This window comes from Wolbachia endosymbiont (group B) of Ischnura elegans (assembly GCF_947251585.1).
Classification (GTDB): Bacteria; Pseudomonadota; Alphaproteobacteria; order Rickettsiales; family Anaplasmataceae; genus Wolbachia.
Genome location: NZ_OX366371.1, coordinates 1,856,973 through 1,879,825, shown reverse-complemented (window position 1 = coordinate 1,879,825; position 22,853 = coordinate 1,856,973). Strand labels below are relative to the sequence as shown.

Sequence of the window (22,853 nt, the reverse complement as noted above, 5' to 3'; positions counted from 1 at the left end):
ATCTAAATGAGTTAACTATTTTTCTTGCTAACTAAGGTGTTGTAAATTTGGTCTACATCAAAACTCATCTTAGGGCACCAAATAGGGCCATCTAAGTGTGCATCGATATAAAGAGGACTATTATGATTTGGTAGTATGAAAAAGAGTCTGAATATAGAAATTAAGGAGAAATTAGATAAGATTAAATTAGAAGAGATAGAACCTGATGCTTGATCGATACTAAACTGTGAACTAGTTGAACATACACCACTGTTAATACTTACTTTTCCATTAATATTTTCAAAAAGCGTACTGCCATTATATATATCAACGTAAGCAAGCTTGGAAATTTCAGGTTTATTCTTACTGCTTAACAACTTAGTGATGAATGAATTAAAATCCACATTTGTAAACTCTATTTTCTGTGCTTGAAAGTTTACATTTCCTGATAAGTTACTAGCCCAATCATCAAAGCTTGTCCCTTGAGTTTTGATTTCACCACTTAAGCTTATCTTGCCATTTATGTTATTAACTCCTATAACTTCCTTGGTGTCCAAATTTGCAATAGAAAATTTTGTGTGAATTGAGCCTGCTTTTAGATAACCCTGAAAAAACATTTGTCCATGTTCTAGTATGTAACTTATCTGTTTGATAGTGATAGTGTTGTTTCTTATCACTGTATCCAAGTTAAAATCTTTTAAGACGTTTTGCCCAATTTTAAATTCTGTAGTTTTGATTTCCACGTTTGCATCAAAATCTCCTTTCTCATCTAAAAAATTAAGCCGCTTTGTTGACCATTGAATTTGATTTATTTCATTTCTTGAGTTTCTTTTTACCTCTAATAGTTTTGGTAATTTAAAGATATTTCCATTAAATTTATTACCTGTAAGGTTTACGTCTAATAAAGGCTTAGTGTATTTTTGATCCACTAATATTTTTACACTACCGGTAATGTCGAAATCTTCTCCGAATAACTTTATTTTATCTGCAACTAGCTTGTTCTCTTGTATTTTTAATGAAAAATCCAAATCTTCAATTTTTGTGCCATTGAATATAGAATCTTTAACACTAGTTCTTATATTTACATCATATTTAAGATTTTTCAGCCATTGCACTTTGCTGAATAATGAATAATCATATTTATCTATATTAATGTTATGTATGCTAAATTTGCTATCGATCATATTGTGTTTTTTTGTGTGATTTACCTTAATTGATCCTTGCCAAGATTCTTTGTTATTTAGCAATCTGATATCTGAAAGAGATAATATTCTAGGTGCTAAATATAGTTTAGAACTTGCTGTAAATTGACTTTTCTCTCTTTCTTGCATCTTGATAGAAGGTAAAATATGTGAAATGAACGACTCACCCTTTATCAATATATCACCATTAAATTCAGACAAGTTGCCATTGTTTGAAACTCTTCCTGATAAGCGAGATATATTATTGGTTCCAGGAAATTGAAGAAGAGTATCAACGTTTATTTCGCCATTAGCAAATTTTAGCGTAGCATGAAATTTGTCCAATATCCTGTTTTGATATTGAATATTTGAAGCTTCCATATTAAAATCCAAGCTCAGGTTCTTTGGCACAACCTCTCTAAAAGATTCTAAAAGACCCTTCATATCTGTTGTTTTGTGTGAGCCGTTTTTTAGGTCGACTTTACTAAAACTAATATTGATATTAGTATGATCACTTTTTCTATCATTTTGTATTATACCAGTGCCTTGCATGCTTTTGGACTCAATTTTTAAATCAGTTGCCGTAAACTCGCTTTCATTGAGATTGATATTGGATGATATCTCAATATTTTCGCTGGGAATCACATAAGAAAGGAAGCTAAGATTAATGATTTTTGCTAAATTGCTCACAGAACCGGAACTGTTATTGATTGTCAGTATTAAATTACCCTGTTGATTTCTATTACCTTTAAATAGCAAATTTGCAAAATTTGAATCAACACTAATGTGTACATTATTTTTTGTGACATTAACCTTTCCAGAAAAATCGTAATTGTTGTCACCAATCTGTACTTCACCAAAAAACTGCTTATTTTTTTTTATAGCAACTTCCTTGATGTTAATAGTATCGGCGTTAAAACTTATTTGGCTGTCCTTTATTAATATATCAACTATATTATCATTGGCTTTCGTATTTATAATATTAAGTAAATTTTCTTTGTTGCTTTTCATGCCCAAAAATGAGATTGACTTTGGTTGCAATGAAAATGAAAACAACGATGGCCTTATTTCAATTTTTTTTGCACTAATTAAATCTGATAATTTTTGTTCCTTGTTTTTGTTATATTGTACATATACATTGTGAATAGTAAGTTTTGGAGTAATGAGCGAAACTTCAATTTTTCCTCCAACATGTACTTTAGCATCATACGTCTTCTCTAACTCTTTTACGATATATTCTCTGTAGCCACTCCAATCCTTAAAAGTTGCAGCAACGTGCATGAGAATTAATAGAAACAAGATTGATGATATGGCGTATAAAGAAAGTTTCATAATAGACCTCTCATTCCAGCATCCCTTCTCTTCTTGTCATCCCAGTCTGGGATCCAGGAAATTTGATTAGACATTAAGTTAATTAGCAAAAAAGTAGCTATTCTTATGTTAAAACACAGCATTTTTACATGAGAAGCTGGTCTGATGAGCACTGGGTTCCCAGTGGAAATTGCTCTCAAACCACAACACTCATACAGTTGTGTGTGTGACACTGTGATCCAGTGTGACTTAAATAAGGTTTTCCAGATTATATAATCAACAAAATTTCTGGATCCCAGTGTCAAGCACTGGGATGACAGGAATAGGTGCTGGAATGACAGGAATAGGTTATGGGATGAAAGGAGTGGATATTGGAATAGCAGCTGAAATGACATATAGCAATACAAAGGGTGTAATTTATACATATTTCAAATTATTCAAATTTCCTCTAAAAATTAGGTAAAGAGTGCTAGAATAAATAATAACACTCAAAGCTATTAAAGTTACTAAATAAACAATACGAGCTAGCCCTCTATCGAAAAACAACCCTGCTGATAAGTAATTAGAGAGATAAAGAACTATTGACATAACCAATGTTGCAGTGAGAATTTTTACAATATTTAGTAATAATGCTTGGCTAATCTTATACATCTTATTTATTGTTAAATAATTAATCAATAAAATAGAATTTATCCAAGTGGAAATGGAAGTAGCAATAGCAATTCCTATATGTTGGTATTTGTTCATTAATATGAGATTTAGTATTACATTAATTCCAAGGCACGTTAATGAGAACATAGTTGGTATTTTTAGCTTTCCCCTAGCAAAGAATGTGGGTAGCAATACTTTATTTATAATAAATGCGGGTAAAGAAAGAGAAAATGCTACTAATGTAGGAACAGTTTGCTGCACTGCATAATAATCAAATCGGCCGTAAGAAAAAAGCGTAAGTAAAATTATGTCAGGAATAATGATAAAAGCGGCAGTTATTGGCATAATTAATATTAACCCTATATTAAGGGCCTTGTTCTGTATTTTGACTATATTCTCAGTATCATTTATTCGTTTTGAAATCAGAGGAAGAAGTACTGTACCAATTGCAGTGCCAATTACTCCTTGCGGTAGTTGATTTAGTCTATCGGCATAATATATATAAGAAACTGCATTTGGTATAAAACTCGCCATGATTGTGTCAATCCATACACTTATTTGTATTACACAATTGTTGATAATTGCAGGTATCACACGTTTAAAAAATAATTTTACTTCGTTACTTAATTCTAAACTAAAAGAAAAGAAAGCCTTTAATTTGTATGCACTAAATATTATTAAAAGTAGCTGCAAAATCCCTCCAATCAGGACAGCTATAGAAAGGTTATGAGCCGGTGTTTCAATGTAAGGTAAAAACAAACTGATGATTAAACAGAGGTTCAAAATGATTGGTGAAATAGCTGTTGAAGCAAAATGCTGTTTTACTTGCAACATTCCACCAATAAGTGATGCGATTGACACGAAGATTATGTAGGGCATCATAATTTTCGACAAAGTTACAGTAAAGGTAAATTTATTTTGGTCAAATCCAGGAGTGAAGATTTTGATCATGTAAGGGAAGAAGGTTTGTGTGATAAGGCAAAAAATTACTAGAATAATAAACGTAATGGATATTACACTACTTGCGAAATTAAATGCCTTTTTATTATCATATGACTCTGCAGAGTATAATGGTATGAATGAGGTAGTAAATGCTCCCTCTGCAAAAAACGATCGAAATAAATTAGCAAAGCGAAACGAGGAAAAGAATATATCTGCAAGAGAAGTTGCACCAATAACTGTAGCAATCAATACATCTCTTATTAGCCCTAAAATTCTTGAAATAGCTGTAAAAAAACTAAATGTGAAAATACTTTTAAACATATCACGATTTCAATACGATTAACTATAATGCTAAAAGCATAAATGAAAATGTTTATTCGCTAAACTTAAAACTCTATGCAAAAGTAGGTAGCTTAAATAATTAATTGACTATTTATGCTTGTGTGTTAGAAATTTTATACCTTGGCGGGCGTAGCTCAGTTGGTAGAGCGTCAGTTTGTGGTACTGAATGTCGCCAGTTCAATCCTGGTCGCTCGCCCCACTAAAAATTTCCACTTTACATAAATATAAACATTAGATATTTTTGCACGTCCGTTAGCATTCCTTGTTGCTTTAGTATTTAGATGGCGGAGGGGAAGTTTGCGATTTAGAGTAAAAATGATGCCTATTAATTAGTGAGAGGGATTGTATGTATATTTGTTTGTTAGCTTATAGTATAGTGTCAGCACTAGGAGTATTAGCTTGGTGGTTAAGTTTTGACACTTCATCACCTTTAGCCATAGGTGGAATTGCTGGTTGTATAGCTCCAGCATTGATTGCGATTTTCACGTAGGATGTTTGCTATATAAGTTTTGCAAAAGAGATCCTATTGAGGAGGATCATGGAAAAGTAGCAAATTTTTTGAGTTTGATGATATCTACAAGCGCTGCAATTGGAGTTACACTTGCTGGAAGCATAGCTGCTATTTTTCCTAATCCAAAAATAGGATTTACATTAATAAGTGGAATGATAGGGCTGATAGCACCGATTTTAGGGCTTTTTGCAACTGTAGCTATAGTGCATTGTGTAGATGAAACAGCAATTAAATCTGCAGTAAGTGCAATTTCGATTACAGATTCTACATATGTCAAAATATCTCAGGAAGAAGAAGTAGATGAATGTATTACCTTTCCGGAAGAAGAAGTTAATAAAAGTATCATTTTTCCCAAAGTTGAAAAAGTTTTTTCTGCGAGAGAGACGGCAGTTTGAGCTAAGTTAGTGTGCAATGTTGTAATCTGTAAAATTTGACATCAATCACTGATAGTTGGAATATTATAGAGTAGGAATTACTCAAGAAGATGCATAAGTACGATGTAGTGGTAGTAGGTGGCGGTCATGCCGGGTGTGAAGCAGCTACAGCTGCAGCTCGCCTTGGTGCAAACACACTACTTATAACTCACAAAATTTCAACTATAGGAGAGATGTCTTGTAATCCAGCAATTGGAGGAGTTGCAAAGGGTGTTGTAGTTAGAGAAGTAGACGCCCTTGATGGAATAATGGGGAGAGCTATCGACCGAGCAAGCATACACTCGGTCGTTTTAAATGGCAGCAGAGGCGCAGCGGTATGGGGCCCACGTGCACAGGCAGACCGAAAATTATACAAAAAAGCAATACAGGAAATTATTCTAAATTATAACAACTTGACAGTAAAAGAAGAGTCAGTTGACGATTTTCTTATCGAAAGTGATAGCAATGGAGAATCTTATATAAAAGCTGTAATAACAGACTCAGGTGAACGTATACTGACAAGCAGAGTTGTTTTGACTACAGGGACTTTTTTACGTGGTGTGATTCATATAGGAGAGCAAACAACTCCTTCTGGAAGAATGGGAGATAAACCTGCAATAGAGCTTGCAAATACGCTAAAGAAGTATGATTTTAAACTGGGCAGATTACGTACCGGAACTCCACCGAGGCTTGATCGTGGCACTATAAACTGGTCGGTATTACAAGAACAAGTGGGTGACAATCCACCTACACCATTTTCTTATCTTACAGAGAAAATTAACCAGCCTCAGGTTTCATGTTTTATTACTCATACTAATGAACATACACACAAAGTAATTCGAGAGAATCTTCACAGATCAGCTTCTTCATATTTAGATAACGTTATTGCACCAAGATACTGCCCATCAATTGAAACTAAAGTTAAAAAATTTGCAGAAAAAAATAATCACCAAATATTTCTAGAACCAGAAGGGATTGATGATAACACTATATATCCAAATGGAATTTCAAATTCATTGCCCATCGAAGTGCAGTATGAAATGATAAAGAGTATAAAAGGGCTTGAAAATGCAGAAATATTAAGACCTGGATATGCAGTTGAATACGATTATATCGATCCACGAGAGCTATTTCATACTCTCGAAACTAAGAAAGTTAAAGGACTATATTTTGCTGGTCAAATTAATGGTACCACTGGATATGAAGAAGCAGCCGGGCAGGGAATTATTGCCGGAATCAATGCAGCATTCTCTTTATCTCAAAAAAGTTTTGTTCTTCATCGTACAGACTCATATATCGGTGTAATGATAGACGACTTGGTCACTAAGGGAATTGCTGAGCCTTACAGATTATTCACCTCGCGTGCAGAATATAGACTGGCAATCAGGTCAGATAATGCAGATAGAAGATTGACACAAAAAGGTTATGACATCTCTCTTGTGTCGCATGAGAGATACTCTGTTTTGCAGGGTAAACTTAAATCCATTAAGCAACTTGAGGAGAAATTAGAGAGCCTAACAATTACTCCTGAGCAGCTCAGGTCCTATGGCATTAAAATATCTTATGATGGAATAAGAAAAACAGCATTAGATTTGCTCGGTTATCCAAATATTGACTGGAATAAATTACGAGAAATATGGCCAGAGTTAAACATGGATTCCAGTGTCAGCTACTTGCATAACACCAAAGCACCTCTTCCTGTCATCCCAGTGCTTGACACTGGGATCCAGTACTTGAATGATGATAGAATGGATGCAGTTGACACTGAAAAAAATGTAGATTCCAGCGTCATGTGCTGGAATAACACTATAACTGATAGCATAGCCAAGAATGAAATATATGAAGCAGTTGCAATTGAAGCAAAATACAAGCCTTATTTAGTAAGACAAGAAGCCGATATGAAGTTTCTACAAGAGGAAGTTAATACTCAAATTCCAACTAATTTCAACTACTCACAGATTAAAGGCTTGTCAACTGAAGTGATAGAAAAGTTGCAGTCAATAAAGCCAGCAACAATTGGTATTGCGAAGCAAATACAAGGTATCACTCCAGCAGCGATAGTTAGCATATTAGTGTACCTTAGGAATAAGAAAACGAAAATAGCTGCTAATTCTGCGTAAGGTATTCCATGTCAAAAATCGAAGAATTTCGCTCTTTTATGCACGAAATAAATGTTGATGCATTTATGTTGAATACTAAAGACGAGTATTTAAATGAATATTCAAAAGAGTTAGCAGAGTTATGTGGCTTCACGGGAACAAATGGGCTACTTATCGTTACAAAGAGTAATAAGTGCCCATTTTTTACAGATGGACGCTATATCACACAAGCTCGCAGTCAGCTCGATCAGGGCAGTTTTCGAGTATATAATATACAAGAAGAGGATCCACACAAATGGGTAAAAGCAAACTTAACATTGACTACCTCACTGGGTTACTATCCGCAATATTTTACTATGAAGGACATAAGAAAATATGAAGGCATTTGTAAACTAGTACCATACTTAATTAAAAAAGATAGTAGTCATAAAGCACAAACAATAGTCTCACATGTATCTGGTGAGAGTGGTAAGGATAAATGTGAAAGAGTAGCTAAAAACATAGAGGCTGAAGCAGTGCTTCTGACTGATCCAAATTCAATTTCGTGGTTATTAAATTTAAGAAATGAAAGTGCTGAATATACTCCTTGTATATTGGGTCGTGCTATATTGTATAAAAATGCCAATGTTGATTTATTTATTCAAGATAAAGAACATTCAACTATAGAAGCAAATTTTGATAACCATATAAATGTTTTTGATATTAGTGAGCTAGAAAATTCACTACATAAGTTAAATTTGGTGGTGATAGATCCAAGCACGACTCCAATGAGCATTATGAATGCAATAGATCCCTTGTATAACCATTATTTAAATGAAAAATCAGCTTCGGTGTCATCCCAGTGCTTGACCAGAAATAAAAAAGCATGGATCCCAGTGTCAAGCACTGGGATGACAATAAGTAATGAAAGAGGTCTAATAGAAAATAAGCAGATAATTGAGAAGGAGGATCCTTGTTTGATTCACAAAGCAGTAAAAAATCAAACTGAAATAACTGGAGCTATAAGTGCGCACATCAAAGATGGAGTAGCAGTTATAAATTTTCTATATTGGCTTGAAAACAATATTGACAGTGAAATTACTGAGCTTGAAGCTGAAGAAAAAGTTTTAGAATACAGAAAAGAGCAGAATTTGTTTAAGCAACCGAGTTTTCCAACAATTTCAGCATTCAACGAGAATGGAGCAATCATTCATTACCGTGCAAGCAATAAGACAAATAAAGTCATTCAAGAAGATGGGCTGTATTTAATTGACTCTGGTGGTCAGTACCTTGATGGCACAACCGATGTTACAAGAACTATAGCAATTGGTAGTCCAACCAATGAGCAACGAGCTCACTACACAATAGTATTAAAAGCTCACATTGCGATAGCAAGTGCGGTCTTTCCTTCTGGCACTACTGGTGGAGAATTGGACATATTAGCGCGTATACATTTATGGAAATTTGGAATGGATTACATGCACGGTACAGGACATGGAGTAGGAAGTTACCTTTCGGTACACGAAGGACCGCAAGCAATATCAAGAGGAAATAAAGTGGAACTCATTCCAGGCATGATACTTTCTAACGAGCCTGGTTATTATATTCCAGGAAAGTATGGAATAAGAATTGAGAATCTGATGTATATTGAAAGGCGAGAAAACGTCTTTTTAAGCTTTAAACAATTGACCTCTGTTCCTTATGATAAAAAGCTAATAGATATACAAATGCTTACTGAAGATGAAGTTAAATGGATAAATAGCTATCACCAATTTGTTTATAAAAATATAGAAAATGGCATAAAAGATAAGGAATGGTTAAAGAGAGTATGTGAACCTTTAAAATAGTTAATTTGTTATTTAATCAAGTATTAATATAGTTGTTCTTGTATTGTTTTTAATTAAAAACAATATATAATATTAGTTTCAAATAGGTGTAATTATGACAGATAAAATGCAAGATGATGAATTTATGAAGCAGTACATGGATACTTGCAAAGAGCAAATAGAAAAATTGGCAAGCGACCCTAATTTGCTTCAACAGACCTTAAAGCCATTCATGCAAATGTCTCAGCAACTTATGGCTGGTGGTATGCTAGAAGGAAATATGCCTAGCATGATACCTGATATGGGTGGTATGGATATCAACAAGATGATTGCTCAGATGAAGGAAATGTATGATTACATAAAGAGTAATCACAAAGAGCTCATGGGAAAAGATTCTTCACAAATTCAAGAGCTTGATGATTCCAGCAGAAGATTGAGAGGCTTGGTCAAGAAATTGATAGAGAAAGTTGAAGCTAAGTAGTTTTTATTACAAGTAGTATTCAAAGAGCTATAGCAGTAGTGAGGTTGCTCTCATTCCAATTTTAAATAAAAGGCATAAGTATTAAAAGAAAAAGTCTACAAAATGCTTTCATTCCTTAATAGGGATTAAGATGGTTTCGAAGTTTATTCAGGGGGCTAGTAAATGGTGTATAATTTTAACAATAAAGCAATACTTGATGCTTTGTTAGAATATTATGGTATAAATAGAGAAATTGAAGAAAGTGACAAATCTAATACTGTAAAAAATTTATTGAATCGTTTCACAAAAGAGAATCTTAATTATTTCACACATGTAGCTCCTTGGCTAAAAAATCTTGTACCAAAATTAGAAGGTGATACTCAAGAATTGAGACAACCTTCTACGTTACAAGCATTATCAATTGCACGAATAGTTAGAAGTCGTACTGAGCTACTTTTTAAATTATTTTCATCTGCCAAAAATGGTGATTTAGAGGCAGTGAAATACCTGGTAGAAAGAGCAGAAGTAGATGTTAATGCACAAGATATGTTTGAATTCACTTCTCTAATGTTTGCTGCTGCAAGTGGTCATTTGGATGTAGTAAAGTATCTAGTAAAAGAAGCAAAAGTAGATGTTAATGCAGGAAATGAATTTGGAAACACTCCTCTAATATTTGCTGCTGAAGATGGTCATTTGGATGTAGTAAAGTATCTAGTAAAAGAAGCGAAAGCAAATGTTAATGCAAAAAATGAATTTGGGGGAACTGCTCTAATGTTTGCTGCTAAAAATGGTCATTTAGGTATAGTAAAGTGCCTGGTAGAGGCAAAAGCAGATGTTAATACGCAAGATAGAAAAGGAAACACTCCTCTAATGCTAGCTGCTCAGAGAGGTGATTTAGGTATAGTAAAGTGCCTGGTAGAAGCAAAAGCAGATGCTAACACAAAAAACTACTATGGAGCAACTGCTCTAACACGTACTACTCAAGATGTAAGAAAGTACTTGAAAAATCATGTACGAAAAATTAATGAAATAGAACTTCGGAAGGAGCGTGTCTGCATTAGCGTTTGTGGTGCAGTAGGTTTTATTACAGGTTTTGCGGTAGCATATAATACACAAGCAGCTATTGCAACGTGTGCAACATCAGCTGTTACTGGTTTATTATTGGGTGCAGTAGTTGGTTATTTAGCTATAAAAGTAAAAAGAGAAAAACGTGAAGATCCAGATATAGCTGTAGTTACTGCACTTAAAAATATCCTTACTATTCAATGGAGTACCTGGCCGACAGTATGCTAAGGACGAGAAGCTCGGATTTAAATAACAATAAAAAAGTATTTGAAAAGATATAGCTCTTTTGAGATACTGCTTTGTTTTTAAATAGGATTTTTATCTTTAAAATAGTATTTTACCTTTTTGGGTGATGTGGAAATTCTTGAATTTTATAGAATTTTGTTTAATATTGATGCATGAGTCAGTTTTACAAAAAAACATAAACACAAAAGAGATGATTGAACTTAAAAGCCAAGAAATTTGTCCAAATGGAAATAAGAAAAATTTGATTATTTTTTTTCATGGTTGGGGTTCAAGTGGCGATAATTTCGCTCACCTTGCTAAAGTTATGAGCAAATTTTTACCCGATTCATGTTTTGTGGTACCGAATGCTCCGTTTGAGAGGGAAATAGGTGATGGTTATCAGTGGTTTAGTTTAGAGGATCGTAGTGAAGAAGCACTATATAATGGGGTGAAAAATGCTGCATCAATTGTAAATCATTTTATTGATACAAAATTAAAGGAGCTTAATTTAAAAGATACTCAGCTTTCTTTAGTTGGATTTTCTCAAGGGGCAATGCTTGCAATACATTTGGCTCTTACCCGGCTTCAGTCTTGTGCGTCAGTTGTTGCGTATTCTGGTAGATTTCTTTCGCCTTCAAAAACTGCACCGCAGATAAAATCAAAACCTAACATATGTATTATTCATGGTGACGCTGATGATGTGGTACCTTTTTCGTCCCTTGATTTAGCGGTTAAAGCTCTGAAAGAAAATGGAGTAAACGCTCAAGGATACCCAATTCATGGATTAGGCCATATTATTAATGAAGAAGGAATAAGGTTAGGGGTTGAGTTTATCAAGAAGAATTTTGGAAATTAATTTCCATGCACTTGTTTTGCTTTGGTTACGGATATGTAGCTAAATTTCTATCGAAAAAATTGCTAAATTTAGGCTGGAAAGTTAACGGTACATCAAGAAATAAAGATATACAACTTTTTGATTATGAAAAGGTTGATCAAGATCTGCTTAAAAGCGTAACGCATGTTTTAGTTTCTATTCCTCCAGACGGCGATGATGTTATGGAGAGATACGGTCATTGTCTGGAGAATATTAAATGGCTTGGTTATCTGTCTGCAACTAATGTTTATGGTGACCACTGTGGTAATTGGGTGAATGAGGAATCTGAAACAAAGCCTATAGAAATTAGAGGAGAAAAGCGCCTTGAGTCTGAAAAGAAGTGGCTAAGTAGCAAATTGCCTGTACATATTTTTCGTTTGGCTGGGATATATGGTCCTGGTAGAAATGCGCTAATTGACCTGCAGCTTGGCAAAGCAAGAAATGTGAAAAAAATTTTTTCTCGTGTTCATGTTGAAGATATATCGAATATTTTATTTTCTTCCATGCAAAATATAAAGCCTTATGAGATATACAATTGTGCAGATGATTTACCTGCTACGCAATCTGAAGTGGTCACGTATGCAGCCGAGCTTCTCAATATTAGCCCTCCAGAGCCAGTTGAGATTTCTTCCGTACCAAATTACGCACGGGGTTTTTATTTAGGGTCAAAAAAAGTAAGCAATACTAAAATTAAAAAAGACCTTGGTGTCTCTCTAGTTTATCCTGATTACAAGGTGGGTTTAAAGAGTTTGTATATATTAGAATAGAGAAAATAGATTGCCAGATGCAAAAAATTTTTCTTGAATGTTCCTTGTTTTGATGTAGTACCACTAGGCATACTATTATATAGAGGTAAATATGTTCAGCACTCAATCGCTCCCGGTTGAAAATATTCTATTACATCAAGCCGCTTATAATGGTAACATAAATGAAGTTAGGTTATTACTTAATGTAAAAACTGATATCAATATCAAGGATAAAAAAGGATTTACAGCCTTGCATTTTGCTGTTTATTCAGGACATTTAGACGTAGTAAAGTTACTAATCAGTAAAGAAGCTAATATTCATGCAAGAACTACTAAAGGCAGTACAGTTTTACACTTTGCTGTTGTAGCTAAAAGCAAAGCTATAGTAGAGGAGTTAATTAAAGCGGGAGCTGATCCCAATATAAAAGACTGTACTGATGGTAAGACACCTTTACATATTGCTGCTCAAAATGGACTTGTAGAAGTTGTAAAGGTGTTACTTAATACTCAAGAAATTGAGATTGATGCTAAAGACAATGAATTTGGTATAACAGCTCTGTACTTAGCCTCTCAGAACGGACATACTGAAATAGTTGAACTATTAATTAGCACAAAAAATGCTGATGTTAACATAGTAGATAAAAAAAATAATGTCACACCCTTGTATCTAGCTGCTCAGAATGGGCATGAAGCAGTAGTCAAGTTGCTTCTTGATAATGGTGCTAAGGTCAATGGCTGTGATACCAGTATGAATCCTTTGTGTATAGCTATTGATAATGGCCATAAGAAAATAGTTGAGTTATTACTTAGTATAGAAGGAATAAATGTCAATATTGGCGATAAGATTGGCAATACACCTCTACATATAGCAGCTATGAAAGGTAATGAAAAAATGGCAAGATTACTGCTAGAAAAAGATGCTGATCCTAATATTAAAAACCTTTCAGGAGATACTCCTTTACAAATAGCTGAGATAATTGAAAACTCTACAGTTTTTATGCTTGAAAAGGATACAAATTCAGTACTTCTTGTGAAAAAAGGAGTTAAGGAGCTTTTGTCACAACATGTGAAGAACAACAAACCTAGCTCATCAGTAGATAAAATTGACGTATCTGTTCAGCAGAGTAGCAAAATAAGATAGATGAGAAAACTAGTTTGTGACATTGGCGTCCAGTTAAATTTACATGGATTCCAGTGTCAAGCACTGGAATGACATTATGGAAGCTGTGATGACAAGGAAGGAAGCACTAGAAAGAAATGGGTGTCACGCACTGGGATGACATTATGGGAACTGAGATACAAGAAAAGAAGTAACCGTTCACGGATTGTGAGAATGAATTAAAGAACTAAGCAGTGACAGCTACTAGATTCTGTAGCTTTTGAAAGGGGTTCTGGCCATTTAGACGTGATGTCAAAAATATCGACAACATTCTTTCCACGAATCTTTCTCCACGTTCTGACCAGGTGAAAAAGCTGTTTTTACGATAAATTACGTACCGTCTAATTTGCCGTTCTGCAAGGTTATTAGTTGTTTCTATCACTTCAGGTTTTCTTAAAAACTTCCACATCATATCCTCAGATCGTAACATCTTAGCGGCCATTCTTGAAGCTTGAGTGCTATTTGCAACCCTCGTCATTTTACGTAAAAAATGTTTTACCCTTTTCCGAATTTTTCGCACCAGTCGATAAAATCTCAAATTATCTATCAAATTTTGTTTTTTTGCCTTATCTACTACAAACACCTTATTGCTGAGCGATTTTAGTGCTTGGCCAATTTTGCTCACTTCAACATTTTTACTATGGGCAAATCTCTCAAAATCTCTTGCCAGATGTGCCCAACATATCTGTCTATTTTCACGATTGAAGTAATTGTATACAGCGTATCTATCGCTCACAACTATACCATCATATTCTGGCAGTAAACTCTTCAACACCTTCTTACCACGAGACTCGCTTACCTTCAGAAGTGTCAACGCTTTGTTTGTTATTACCCAACTCCAGCCTCTCTTTCCTTGATTTCTGTGCCCTGTTTCGTCTATATGCAAATACTCGCTTCCTTGCAACTCTTCCTTCATTTTCTCATATTCAGATGCACACTTCTTCGATACCCTGCGTTCAGTATTTGAGACTAAACCAAGGCTTATATTTAGATTAAAAATACTGCCCAAAATTTGCTGTACCTCTCTTTTTGAGTTAATAAAAAAGCCGCTAAGGCTGCTTATAACTGTTTTAGCATTGGGTCCTAGAAAATCTCTTGCAACACCTTCGGGTAAATTTGCTGTAATTCTTTTATTACATACTCTTATATGTTAAAAACAAGTCTTTATAAATGTCACGAAATGGCGGTATAAAGACACGCAGAGAGGAGGAACCGTACATACTCTTGGTCATAAGGACCGTTTTGCAGCAAGGTTCTCCTCTCTGGTTTATTATACTGAAAGTTCCGAACAACTGGTTGAGCTTTTAGGCTCGTATATAAGGGTGGAAAATGCAGTATACACATTATTTATGGAGGGATTATGAATTTATCAAATATTATTACTGGCATTGATATTAGCAAAAATAAACTAGATATCCATATTCATCCACTTGGACATCATAAAGTATTTGAAAATAACGTTCAAGCTATTGATCAAATAATCGACTTTTTGCGTTTACATAACGTAACCAAAGTTGGACTTGAAGCAACTGGTGGGTACGAAAAATTATGTGCTTATACTTTATTAAGCCATGGTTTTGAAGTATATGTCATTCAACCAAGATGGGTGAGAGATTATGCAAAAAGCCTTGGTATTGCTACTAAAACTGATAAAATAGACTGTAGCATCATCTCACGTTATGTTAGTAATACAGACATGCGTGTCACTCCTTTAAAAGTTAGTAGTATTGACTGTTTGAAGCAAAAATTATCTCGCAGGAATCAACTAGTAGAAATAGCAAAAATACAAAAAACCCAAGCTCATCAAGTAACCGATTTATCTATAATCAAACAAATGGAAGAGCTACTTGCAGTTTTACAAAATCAAATTCAAGTCTTAGAAGATGAGGTAATGGAATTAGTCGATAAAAATCAAGAGCTTAAAAAAAAGTACATGTCAATAACTAGTATACCTGGTGTAGGTGCAATAACAGCTATTACTTTTATTTGTTATCTACCCGAGCTTGGAACTCTCCAACATAAAGAAATATCCAGCCTTTCCGGAGTTGCACCTTTTAATCGAGATAGTGGTTTTAGTAAGGGAAAAAGGTGTATTCAGGGTGGTAGATCACAAATTAGAAAGGTTTTACATATGTGCATTCTTAGTGCGCAAAGGTACAATTCTTATATAAAAATCTTCTTTGATAGGCTATACAATCAATATAAAAAACCATATAAAGTTACCTCTACTGCTGCAATGGTAACCGTTCACGCAATGGCGTCAACTTAAGAGCCTTCATTAGCAGACTCTCCTAAAGACATGATGGCGTTTAGGCTTATCAACTTTGTCCATTCACGGTATAAGAAAGTAGTTTACAAAAATTGCATAATTAGTATAAAAAACAATAAACTAGATAGATGAGGGGTTGATGATAGAGGTGCTACAAGAAAAGATTGTGGTATTGGAGTCAGAAGTTGGTACTCTGAAAGCAGAGAATGATAAGTTAAGGACAAAAATAATTGAGCTAGAGGATAAGCTGGGTTTAAATTCAAAAAATTCATCGCTGCCACCATCGCAAGATGTATATCGCAAAAAGACAAAAAAGAAGAGCGATAAAAAACCAGGCGGGCAGCCAGGACATGAAGCGCACAAGCGGGAATTGATGGTAGCAGATGAGGTGGTAAAATGTTCAATTGATACAATTTGCATGTGTGGAAGCCAAGTTATTTTAGAAGAAGAAACTGTGCATCAAAAGGTTGAATTGCCAAAAATTAAACCGATAGTGACTGAATATAGGCTACAAAAAGGCTACTGTAAGGCGTGTAAGAAAAGGATCTCAGCTAGTCTGCCTGAAGGTGTGACAAGGGATCTTTTAGGAGCTAATGCAAAAGCAGTAATTAGCAGTTTTAGTGGATTTTTTATCAATTCAAAAAGGGAAGTACAGCAAATTTTGAGCAGCATATTTAATCTGAATATAAGCCTAGGTTTGGTATCAAAGACCGAGGGTAGAGTATCAGAAAAATGTATATCTGAATACGAAAAAATAAGAGAAGAGCTACGGAAAAGCAAGTATTTACATATAGATGAAACAAGCCATAGGAACCAGGGAAAGAAAGGTTGGAGTTGGGTAGTAACGAATAAAACAGCAACACTTATGAAGTTAGTTGGATCTCGCGGAAAGAAGATATTAAAAGGGCTATTGCCAGAGTATGATGGAATAGTTATAAGCGATAGGTATGCTGCGTATAATTACTTTAATCGTGAAAACAGACAGATATGCTGGGCCCATTTAGCAAGGGACTTTGAAAGGTTTTTTTACAGTAAAAATGTTGAAGTGAGCAGAATTGGCGCAGCATTAAAATCGCTGAGCAACAGGGTATTTGTGGTAGATAGAGCACGTAAACAAAACCTGATAGACAATTTAAGATTTTTCCGGTTAATGAGGAAGATTCGAAAAAGGGTGAAACATTTTTTGCGAGAGATAACAAGGGTTGCAAAAGGAACTCAGGCCTCGAGAATGGCTGCCAATATACTACGTTCTGAAGATATGATGTGGAGATTCGTGCGCAATCCTGATCTGATCGAGACAACCAATAACCTTGCAGAACGTCAGGCTAGACGGTACGTCATTTATCGTAAAAATAGTTTTTTCACTTGGTCAGAACGTGGAGAAAAGTTCATTGAAAGAATGCTTTCGATATTTTTGACTGCACGTTTGAATGATCAGAATCCTGTCCAGAAACTACAGAATTTAGTCGCTATTCCTGCCTAATTGGGAATATTCCGTGAACGGTTACAGAATCCTGTCCAGAAACTACAGAATTTAGTCGCTATTCCTGCCTAATTGGGAATATTCCGTGAACGGTTACGCTGCAATGAGAAAATTACTTATCCTTGCTAACTCTTTAGTAAGAGACGGTAGACTGTTTACTGAGGAGTATAGCCCTAAAACTGCTTCTATATAGCAATAGCATAGCTGTGAATAAGTACGCCCACACAAATTTTAAGTACTTATTCACAGCTACATCAATTTTTCTATTGACTTTTAACACAACTGCTACAATGTCCTCTTTGCAACCTGTACTCAGTTACAATTGGCTTAATTTCTGGCAACTCTGCCTTCTGATGAATAATTTCATCTTCTAAAGTAATCTTACCTCCACACATACAAATTGTATCAATTGTGCATCTCACTACCTCGTCTGCAGCCATTAATTCACGCTTATGCACCTTATGTCCTGGCTGACCTCCTGGTTTTTTATCACTTTTCTTTTTTGCTTTCTTACGATATATATCTCGTGATGGTGGCAGCGATGAATTTTGCGAATTTAAGCCCAATTTGTCTTCTAATTCAACTATTTTTGCTTTCAAGCTATCATTTTCTCTGATCAGTGCTTTTATTTCTTCCTTGAGATTAGCGTTTTCTGCTACAACCTTTTCTTGCAGCACTGTTGTCATTTACCCATTCCATATTTAGCTTCCTATCTCTTTACACTTTTATACTTACTTTGTAAACCACCTTATCTCCGTGAACGGTTACATTTGATGTTTTTCTTTATTTTTAACCATAAATGCCTCACAAAAATTATATTTCTAGTATATCCGTATATATAATGTACTGTCAAGTTTTTAAAGAAGATTAAAAAATGCAACGCACATGTGCAAAATATGAACTAGGTATATAATTCACAATGCAGCGGTATTTCACTAATCCAATTATTTTTTTCCTGATCTAGCCTATCATTCAATATTGCTTGTCTTATTGATTCCATCAACTTATTCATGAAGAAAACATTGTGAATGGTAACGAGTGTATAAGCCAGCAACTCTTTAGCTTTCAGTAGATGGTGTATATAAGCTCTTGAATGTTTTCTGCAGGTAAAGCACAAACAATCACTCTCAATTGGGTTATCATCTAGTTCGAATCGTTGATTTCGCAAATTAATATGCTCTTTGCACTTTGAAGAAATAGAATCTCTATTTTTTACTTTAACAAGCGCGCCACCATGTCTTGCGAGGCGAGTTGGATGCACGCAATCAAATGTATCAACTCCAAGCTCTACTCCACGAAAAATGTCTACAATTCCACCAATACCAAGCAAATGAGTAGGCCTATCTTTTTTTAAATGTTCCATAGTAAAGGAAACTACATCATACATCTGCTCTTTACTTTGACCAAGTGATCCACCTATTGCTTGACCAAAAAATGGCAAATCGTTGATAAAATCACAACTTTCTCTACGCAAATCTTGATACACTCCGCCTTGACTAATTCCATAAAGCACCTGTTTGCAATTATTATTTTTTTCAAATTCATTTAAAGAACGTTCAGCCCATCTATGGCTCATGAGCATCGATTTCCTTGTGTACTCCTTGCTGACGTGAAATGGAGTACATTCATCTAAAACTAAGATTAAATCTGCACCTAATTTTTGTTGAATTTGTATCGACTTTTCAGGAGTTAGACAATAAGTTTTACCATTTATGTAAGAACGAAAAATTGCCCCATCCTCGTTAATTTTGATCAGAGTTTTTTGTTTCTGTCTTACTCCCTTTATCTCTTCTGAAACTGATCCGTGTCCTAAACTAAATATCTGGTATCCACCAGAATCAGTGAGCATTGGCCCACTCCATCCCATCATCTTGTGCAAGCCACCAAGCTTTGCCACAGTATCCTCTCCCGGTTGGAGCATTAGGTGGTAGGTGTTGGAAAGTATTATCTGAGTACCTGCTTCTCTGATTCTCTCGATATCTGCAGCTTTAATAGCAGCTTTGGTTGCACAAAATATAAATGCTGGTGTTTCTATACTTCCATTTGGAGTTTTGATCGTTCCAACTCTTGCAGAACCTGATTGCTTGGTTATCCTAAACGAGAACTTTTCCATCTATTTACTTGAAAGTTCTGCTATGATATTTTCCACTTTTTCAGGAGTGAGGTTTTCATAAAAATCGTTATTGATCTGTACAACAGGGGCATTAACACATGCACCAAGACATTCAACTTCCTTTAAAGTAAATAGATTATCTTTAGTGGTTTCACCGATATTGATTCCTAGTTTCTTTTTAAAGGTATTTAACACTTCTTCGCTATTACATAACCAGCAAGGAGTTGTTCTACAAACTTGTATTAGATATTTACCTACTGGCTTTAAATTATACATGGTGTAAAAATTTGCCACTTCATATACGCGAATATGTGGAATATGAAGCATGTCAGCAACGTAGCGCATGGCAGATTCAGAAACCCATCCGCATTGTTCTTGTACTAGATACAGTAAAGGCATAACAGCGCTTCCTTCTCTACCTTTAGGATACATCTCTATAGACTTTTTTGCTTTGCTAAGATTGTCTGGTGTAAAACTAAACTGCTCTTCTTTCTCTTTCATCTAATAAGGTTCATGTAAATCTCAACAAATTATACTTGAAGAGTTAACAATTGCAATTAGACTTCTTGCATAATCTAAGACCTACTGTAAACCAAGCTTAGTATAATCCAATTTGACGTACCTTATTATTTTTTTTACTTTGTAATTGATCTACATGAGAAACTTTTTCACCACTTTGTAATCTTTCTCCCTGGAAAATTCCTGCAGGCCTTTCAAAGTACCCACGTTCAATAGCATTGTAAACTGAGTAACCACCAAATAAGCAATTTTTTCCTATTTCTTCTCCACAATCTTTTAATTCTTTCAACCTCTCTTGATCTCTTACTTCTACCTTTATCCAGTCTTTATTTTGCTTATCAGGATATAACCTAACGTCTAACTCTCCCTTAGTGGTAGGGAAAGTCAACACTATATCACTATCGTCCGCAAGATTGGTGTAATTCCTTATACCATTCTTTGTTATAATTGCTACCTCACTTTTACCAATCTTTATTATATCTCTTTCATAGTCTATGTTTCCCTGAGCTCGCCTTAACTCACTAGCTTTTTCTGTGAGCCTTGCAACATTTATTATACTATCTTCGGAATATTCCGAGTATAAAGTAGTGTTATCTATTTTTGCATTCTTTACCATACCATTAATAACTGCTCCTTTTATAACTTCCATAAAATCTAGGGTACTCTCTAGATAATCTAGATAAGCTTCTATCATATTTTCTTTGTGCTCTTTAAATTCAGATTCTAGTGTATCAATTACTTTCATATTATCTTTATTATATAACACTGCCCCTATTGATACCAACTTGCATACTATCTTGCTTGCAACTTCAGGATTCTTTCCTAACTCACCAATCCTTTCCATAACACAATCTGTAAAATTACGCTTCTTATCTTGAGAAAATCGTCTATTAATCCTTCCTCCTGAGAGAATAGCCTCATTTACAACTCCTTCTAGTTCATCCATATTTTGAGCTTTAGAAACTTTATCTAAAAATTCTTTTAGCTTTATCTGTCGATTCGGCGGTAAATTACTCCATAAATCCCTAGAATAATACTCCTTCTCATCATAACTTGACCATTGTAAATTGATTGCATCTGCTTTCAAAAGTAATCTTTTTACTTCAAATTTATTTGCTCTTTCATCAGTACCTGAACGAGCAAAAGAATCAAGATTTTTAGCATGTTGATGCACCTGCAACTCTCCTTCATTACTTCGAAGATTCAAAACCATTCTTAGATCTTGATCATTCCCAAAATCATCTAAGAATTCTTGTAGATCTTCAACAACTGAATCACCTTCTGAGTTATTTACTATATCCAACAACTTTCTTCTCAAGCCCCCCTGTCTCTTAGTTAAAACGTAACCTGAACCATCTTCGAACCAGTCTTTTGTTTCCATTATAGAGCGTAACTTATCACTCAACTTCTCTCGCTTATAAGTCACAAAGTACTTTTCAATATGTTCATGATGATTATCACGTGCAACTTGCAGAGGAGTTTTTCCTTGTTTATCACCTTGATCAGAAATAGCTCCTTTCTCTAAGAGTAAAACTACGCCTTCAGAACAACCAACACTAGCAACATGATGCAAAGGCGTTTTTTTTTCATTATCTTCTGCATTAAGGTCAGCTCCCTTTTCTAAGAGAGCAGCTATACTATAAGGTCCAGTAGCATAGTGTAATGGTGTCCTTCCTTTATCATTCTTGATATTAGGGTCAGCTCCTGCTTCTAAAAGCAAACTTACGGCACAATCATATTGTTTTCTTGCCCAAGCCATACTTGATATTATGTGCAATATCGTCAAACTAGACTCTCCCCTTTCACAATTAAGAACGGTTTTTAGATTTTGATTATCTTTATTATTTAATAAAAACTTTTGAAGTTGTCGGTAACTATCTCCTGCACTCAAAGATCTCATTGCACTAAAAATAGATAGCAATTCCTCATCTAACTCTTCTTGACTGTCTGTCAACTCAGTTGTAACAAGCCACGCACACATTAAATTATCAAACGAGCCTTTTGTAGCTTCAGCAATATCTACCAAATGACGCCTATCAGGAAACATGAATAAACTTTTAATCAATTCATATTCATAATCCTGTTGTAGCTCGTTTTCTATTCTACTTTCCTTATTAGAATCTTGCCCAGTAACTTCTGGCATATTTACTCCTCACTTTATAAAACCGAATGTAATTATAACAAATAAAGCTAATGCAAGCTAGCTTTCTACTACTTCTTGTATAGTTATATCACTAACACGTAGCGGGATTATAAACATTAAGAAATTAACTAGATGGAAAAAAGGCAAAAGAATCCCCTAGTAGTGAGTTTTATAATGTAAATTGGAATTGTAATAATGTTCTAACGCTTATTTTAAGCAGATTTTGGCTGAATGTAGAAAAAATAAAAAAAGCCGCTATAATTTTATGTAATTCGCCAATAAATACCCTGAGTTTTTTACTGAATTTTGTCATTGACTCTGCAGATCAAAAACAAGTTTTGAGTCATAAATACCCTTGATGTCATGGTAAGGGTATTTGGGGATTTGTAAAGGAATTTCTGTTGTCAACAAGCTGCTAAATTTATTATATGGTTTCAAAGGAAACATATTGTCTATGGGAAATCTGGGTTTATTAGCGTATTATCTTAGAGTACTTAAAAATTAATTTCTTAATTTTAGTTAAAATTTTATTGACGTTACATATAGAAATAATCATAATAGCG

Annotated in this window: 17 protein-coding genes and 1 tRNA gene; 11 read left to right on the top strand and 7 right to left on the bottom strand. The window is 34.6% G+C overall.

Translation table 11 applies throughout. The features are described from left to right. Positions 1 to 11 precede the first annotated feature (11 nt). Both OPR58_RS09725 and murJ read right to left on the bottom strand, forming a co-directional pair. Positions 12 to 2,492 (bottom strand): AsmA-like C-terminal region-containing protein, encoded by a 2,481-nt coding sequence (locus OPR58_RS09725; protein ID WP_265022572.1) that lies wholly within the window; start codon positions 2,490 to 2,492, stop codon positions 12 to 14. Between the two features lie 396 nt (positions 2,493 to 2,888). After that, a complete protein-coding gene (gene murJ / locus OPR58_RS09720) occupies positions 2,889 to 4,385 on the bottom strand; it encodes a murein biosynthesis integral membrane protein MurJ (RefSeq protein ID WP_026092648.1) in 1,497 nt (498 codons plus the stop codon). Between the two features lie 144 nt (positions 4,386 to 4,529). Here murJ and OPR58_RS09715 point away from each other — a divergent pair. The 9 genes from OPR58_RS09715 (at position 4,530) to OPR58_RS09675 (ending at position 13,745) form a co-directional block, all read left to right on the top strand. Continuing rightward, a tRNA-His gene (locus OPR58_RS09715) sits at positions 4,530 to 4,605 on the top strand. 368 nt (positions 4,606 to 4,973) lie between these two features. Continuing rightward, the gene (locus tag OPR58_RS09710; RefSeq protein WP_265022571.1) at positions 4,974 to 5,312 is read left to right on the top strand and encodes a hypothetical protein; all 339 of its coding nucleotides are present in this window, start codon (positions 4,974 to 4,976) and stop codon (positions 5,310 to 5,312) included. 89 nt (positions 5,313 to 5,401) lie between these two features. Further along, entirely contained in the window at positions 5,402 to 7,450 is a 2,049-nt protein-coding gene (gene mnmG / locus OPR58_RS09705) for a tRNA uridine-5-carboxymethylaminomethyl(34) synthesis enzyme MnmG (protein WP_265022570.1), read from the top strand. Between the two features lie 8 nt (positions 7,451 to 7,458). Continuing rightward, entirely contained in the window at positions 7,459 to 9,255 is a 1,797-nt protein-coding gene (locus OPR58_RS09700) for an aminopeptidase P family protein (protein ID WP_265022569.1), read from the top strand. A gap of 94 nt (positions 9,256 to 9,349) precedes the next feature. Further along, positions 9,350 to 9,715: a hypothetical protein gene (locus OPR58_RS09695; protein WP_265022568.1), complete on the top strand. Its 366-nt coding sequence runs from the start codon at positions 9,350 to 9,352 to the stop codon at positions 9,713 to 9,715. Positions 9,716 to 9,877: 162 nt separating this feature from the next. After that, positions 9,878 to 10,987 (top strand): ankyrin repeat domain-containing protein, encoded by a 1,110-nt coding sequence (locus tag OPR58_RS09690; protein WP_265022567.1) that lies wholly within the window; start codon positions 9,878 to 9,880, stop codon positions 10,985 to 10,987. Positions 10,988 to 11,195: 208 nt separating this feature from the next. Further along, positions 11,196 to 11,840 (top strand): alpha/beta hydrolase, encoded by a 645-nt coding sequence (locus OPR58_RS09685; RefSeq protein ID WP_320109911.1) that lies wholly within the window; start codon positions 11,196 to 11,198, stop codon positions 11,838 to 11,840. Positions 11,841 to 11,845: 5 nt separating this feature from the next. Further along, positions 11,846 to 12,625: an SDR family oxidoreductase gene (locus tag OPR58_RS09680; RefSeq protein WP_007302062.1), complete on the top strand. Its 780-nt coding sequence runs from the start codon at positions 11,846 to 11,848 to the stop codon at positions 12,623 to 12,625. Positions 12,626 to 12,716: 91 nt separating this feature from the next. Next, positions 12,717 to 13,745 (top strand): ankyrin repeat domain-containing protein, encoded by a 1,029-nt coding sequence (locus tag OPR58_RS09675; protein WP_265022565.1) that lies wholly within the window; start codon positions 12,717 to 12,719, stop codon positions 13,743 to 13,745. A 205-nt stretch (positions 13,746 to 13,950) separates the two neighbouring features. Here OPR58_RS09675 and tnpC (OPR58_RS09670) read toward each other — a convergent pair whose 3' ends face one another. After that, the gene (tnpC, locus tag OPR58_RS09670; protein ID WP_265023147.1) at positions 13,951 to 14,889 is read right to left on the bottom strand and encodes an IS66 family transposase; all 939 of its coding nucleotides are present in this window, start codon (positions 14,887 to 14,889) and stop codon (positions 13,951 to 13,953) included. A gap of 234 nt (positions 14,890 to 15,123) precedes the next feature. On the opposite strand from tnpC (OPR58_RS09670), the gene OPR58_RS09665 reads away from it, so the two are divergent. Together OPR58_RS09665 and tnpC (OPR58_RS09660) are read left to right on the top strand one after the other, a co-directional pair. After that, the gene (locus OPR58_RS09665) at positions 15,124 to 16,032 is read left to right on the top strand and encodes an IS110 family RNA-guided transposase (protein ID WP_265022564.1); all 909 of its coding nucleotides are present in this window, start codon (positions 15,124 to 15,126) and stop codon (positions 16,030 to 16,032) included. A gap of 139 nt (positions 16,033 to 16,171) precedes the next feature. Continuing rightward, complete coding sequence (tnpC, locus tag OPR58_RS09660; RefSeq protein ID WP_265022247.1) at positions 16,172 to 17,515, top strand: IS66 family transposase; 1,344 nt, start codon at positions 16,172 to 16,174, stop codon at positions 17,513 to 17,515. A gap of 263 nt (positions 17,516 to 17,778) precedes the next feature. On the opposite strand, the gene OPR58_RS09655 is transcribed toward tnpC (OPR58_RS09660), so the two are convergent. The 4 genes from OPR58_RS09655 to OPR58_RS09640 all read right to left on the bottom strand — a co-directional run bounded on the left by OPR58_RS09655 (position 17,779) and on the right by OPR58_RS09640 (position 22,290). Further along, positions 17,779 to 18,201 (bottom strand): DUF6444 domain-containing protein, encoded by a 423-nt coding sequence (locus OPR58_RS09655; protein WP_265022563.1) that lies wholly within the window; start codon positions 18,199 to 18,201, stop codon positions 17,779 to 17,781. Between the two features lie 215 nt (positions 18,202 to 18,416). Beyond that, the gene (gene tgt, locus OPR58_RS09650; protein WP_265022562.1) at positions 18,417 to 19,628 is read right to left on the bottom strand and encodes a tRNA guanosine(34) transglycosylase Tgt; all 1,212 of its coding nucleotides are present in this window, start codon (positions 19,626 to 19,628) and stop codon (positions 18,417 to 18,419) included. After that, a complete protein-coding gene (gene nuoE, locus OPR58_RS09645) occupies positions 19,629 to 20,129 on the bottom strand; it encodes an NADH-quinone oxidoreductase subunit NuoE (RefSeq protein ID WP_064085503.1) in 501 nt (166 codons plus the stop codon). A 97-nt stretch (positions 20,130 to 20,226) separates the two neighbouring features. After that, a complete protein-coding gene (locus tag OPR58_RS09640; RefSeq protein ID WP_265022561.1) occupies positions 20,227 to 22,290 on the bottom strand; it encodes an ankyrin repeat domain-containing protein in 2,064 nt (687 codons plus the stop codon). Positions 22,291 to 22,853: the final 563 nt, after the last annotated feature.

Coding starts and splice junctions, on each gene's coding strand:
- OPR58_RS09685 (WP_320109911.1), top strand. CDS start 11,196: ATGATTGAACTTAAAAGCCAAGAAATTTGTCCAAATGGAAATAAGAAA.
- murJ (WP_026092648.1), bottom strand. CDS start 4,385: ATGTTTAAAAGTATTTTCACATTTAGTTTTTTTACAGCTATTTCAAGA.
- OPR58_RS09725 (WP_265022572.1), bottom strand. CDS start 2,492: ATGAAACTTTCTTTATACGCCATATCATCAATCTTGTTTCTATTAATT.
- OPR58_RS09695 (WP_265022568.1), top strand. CDS start 9,350: ATGACAGATAAAATGCAAGATGATGAATTTATGAAGCAGTACATGGAT.
- OPR58_RS09655 (WP_265022563.1), bottom strand. CDS start 18,201: ATGACAACAGTGCTGCAAGAAAAGGTTGTAGCAGAAAACGCTAATCTC.
- OPR58_RS09640 (WP_265022561.1), bottom strand. CDS start 22,290: ATGCCAGAAGTTACTGGGCAAGATTCTAATAAGGAAAGTAGAATAGAA.
- OPR58_RS09680 (WP_007302062.1), top strand. CDS start 11,846: ATGCACTTGTTTTGCTTTGGTTACGGATATGTAGCTAAATTTCTATCG.
- OPR58_RS09710 (WP_265022571.1), top strand. CDS start 4,974: ATGATATCTACAAGCGCTGCAATTGGAGTTACACTTGCTGGAAGCATA.
- tgt (WP_265022562.1), bottom strand. CDS start 19,628: ATGGAAAAGTTCTCGTTTAGGATAACCAAGCAATCAGGTTCTGCAAGA.
- OPR58_RS09675 (WP_265022565.1), top strand. CDS start 12,717: ATGTTCAGCACTCAATCGCTCCCGGTTGAAAATATTCTATTACATCAA.
- OPR58_RS09665 (WP_265022564.1), top strand. CDS start 15,124: ATGAATTTATCAAATATTATTACTGGCATTGATATTAGCAAAAATAAA.
- tnpC (WP_265022247.1), top strand. CDS start 16,172: ATGATAGAGGTGCTACAAGAAAAGATTGTGGTATTGGAGTCAGAAGTT.
- nuoE (WP_064085503.1), bottom strand. CDS start 20,129: ATGAAAGAGAAAGAAGAGCAGTTTAGTTTTACACCAGACAATCTTAGC.
- mnmG (WP_265022570.1), top strand. CDS start 5,402: ATGCATAAGTACGATGTAGTGGTAGTAGGTGGCGGTCATGCCGGGTGT.
- OPR58_RS09690 (WP_265022567.1), top strand. CDS start 9,878: ATGGTGTATAATTTTAACAATAAAGCAATACTTGATGCTTTGTTAGAA.
- OPR58_RS09700 (WP_265022569.1), top strand. CDS start 7,459: ATGTCAAAAATCGAAGAATTTCGCTCTTTTATGCACGAAATAAATGTT.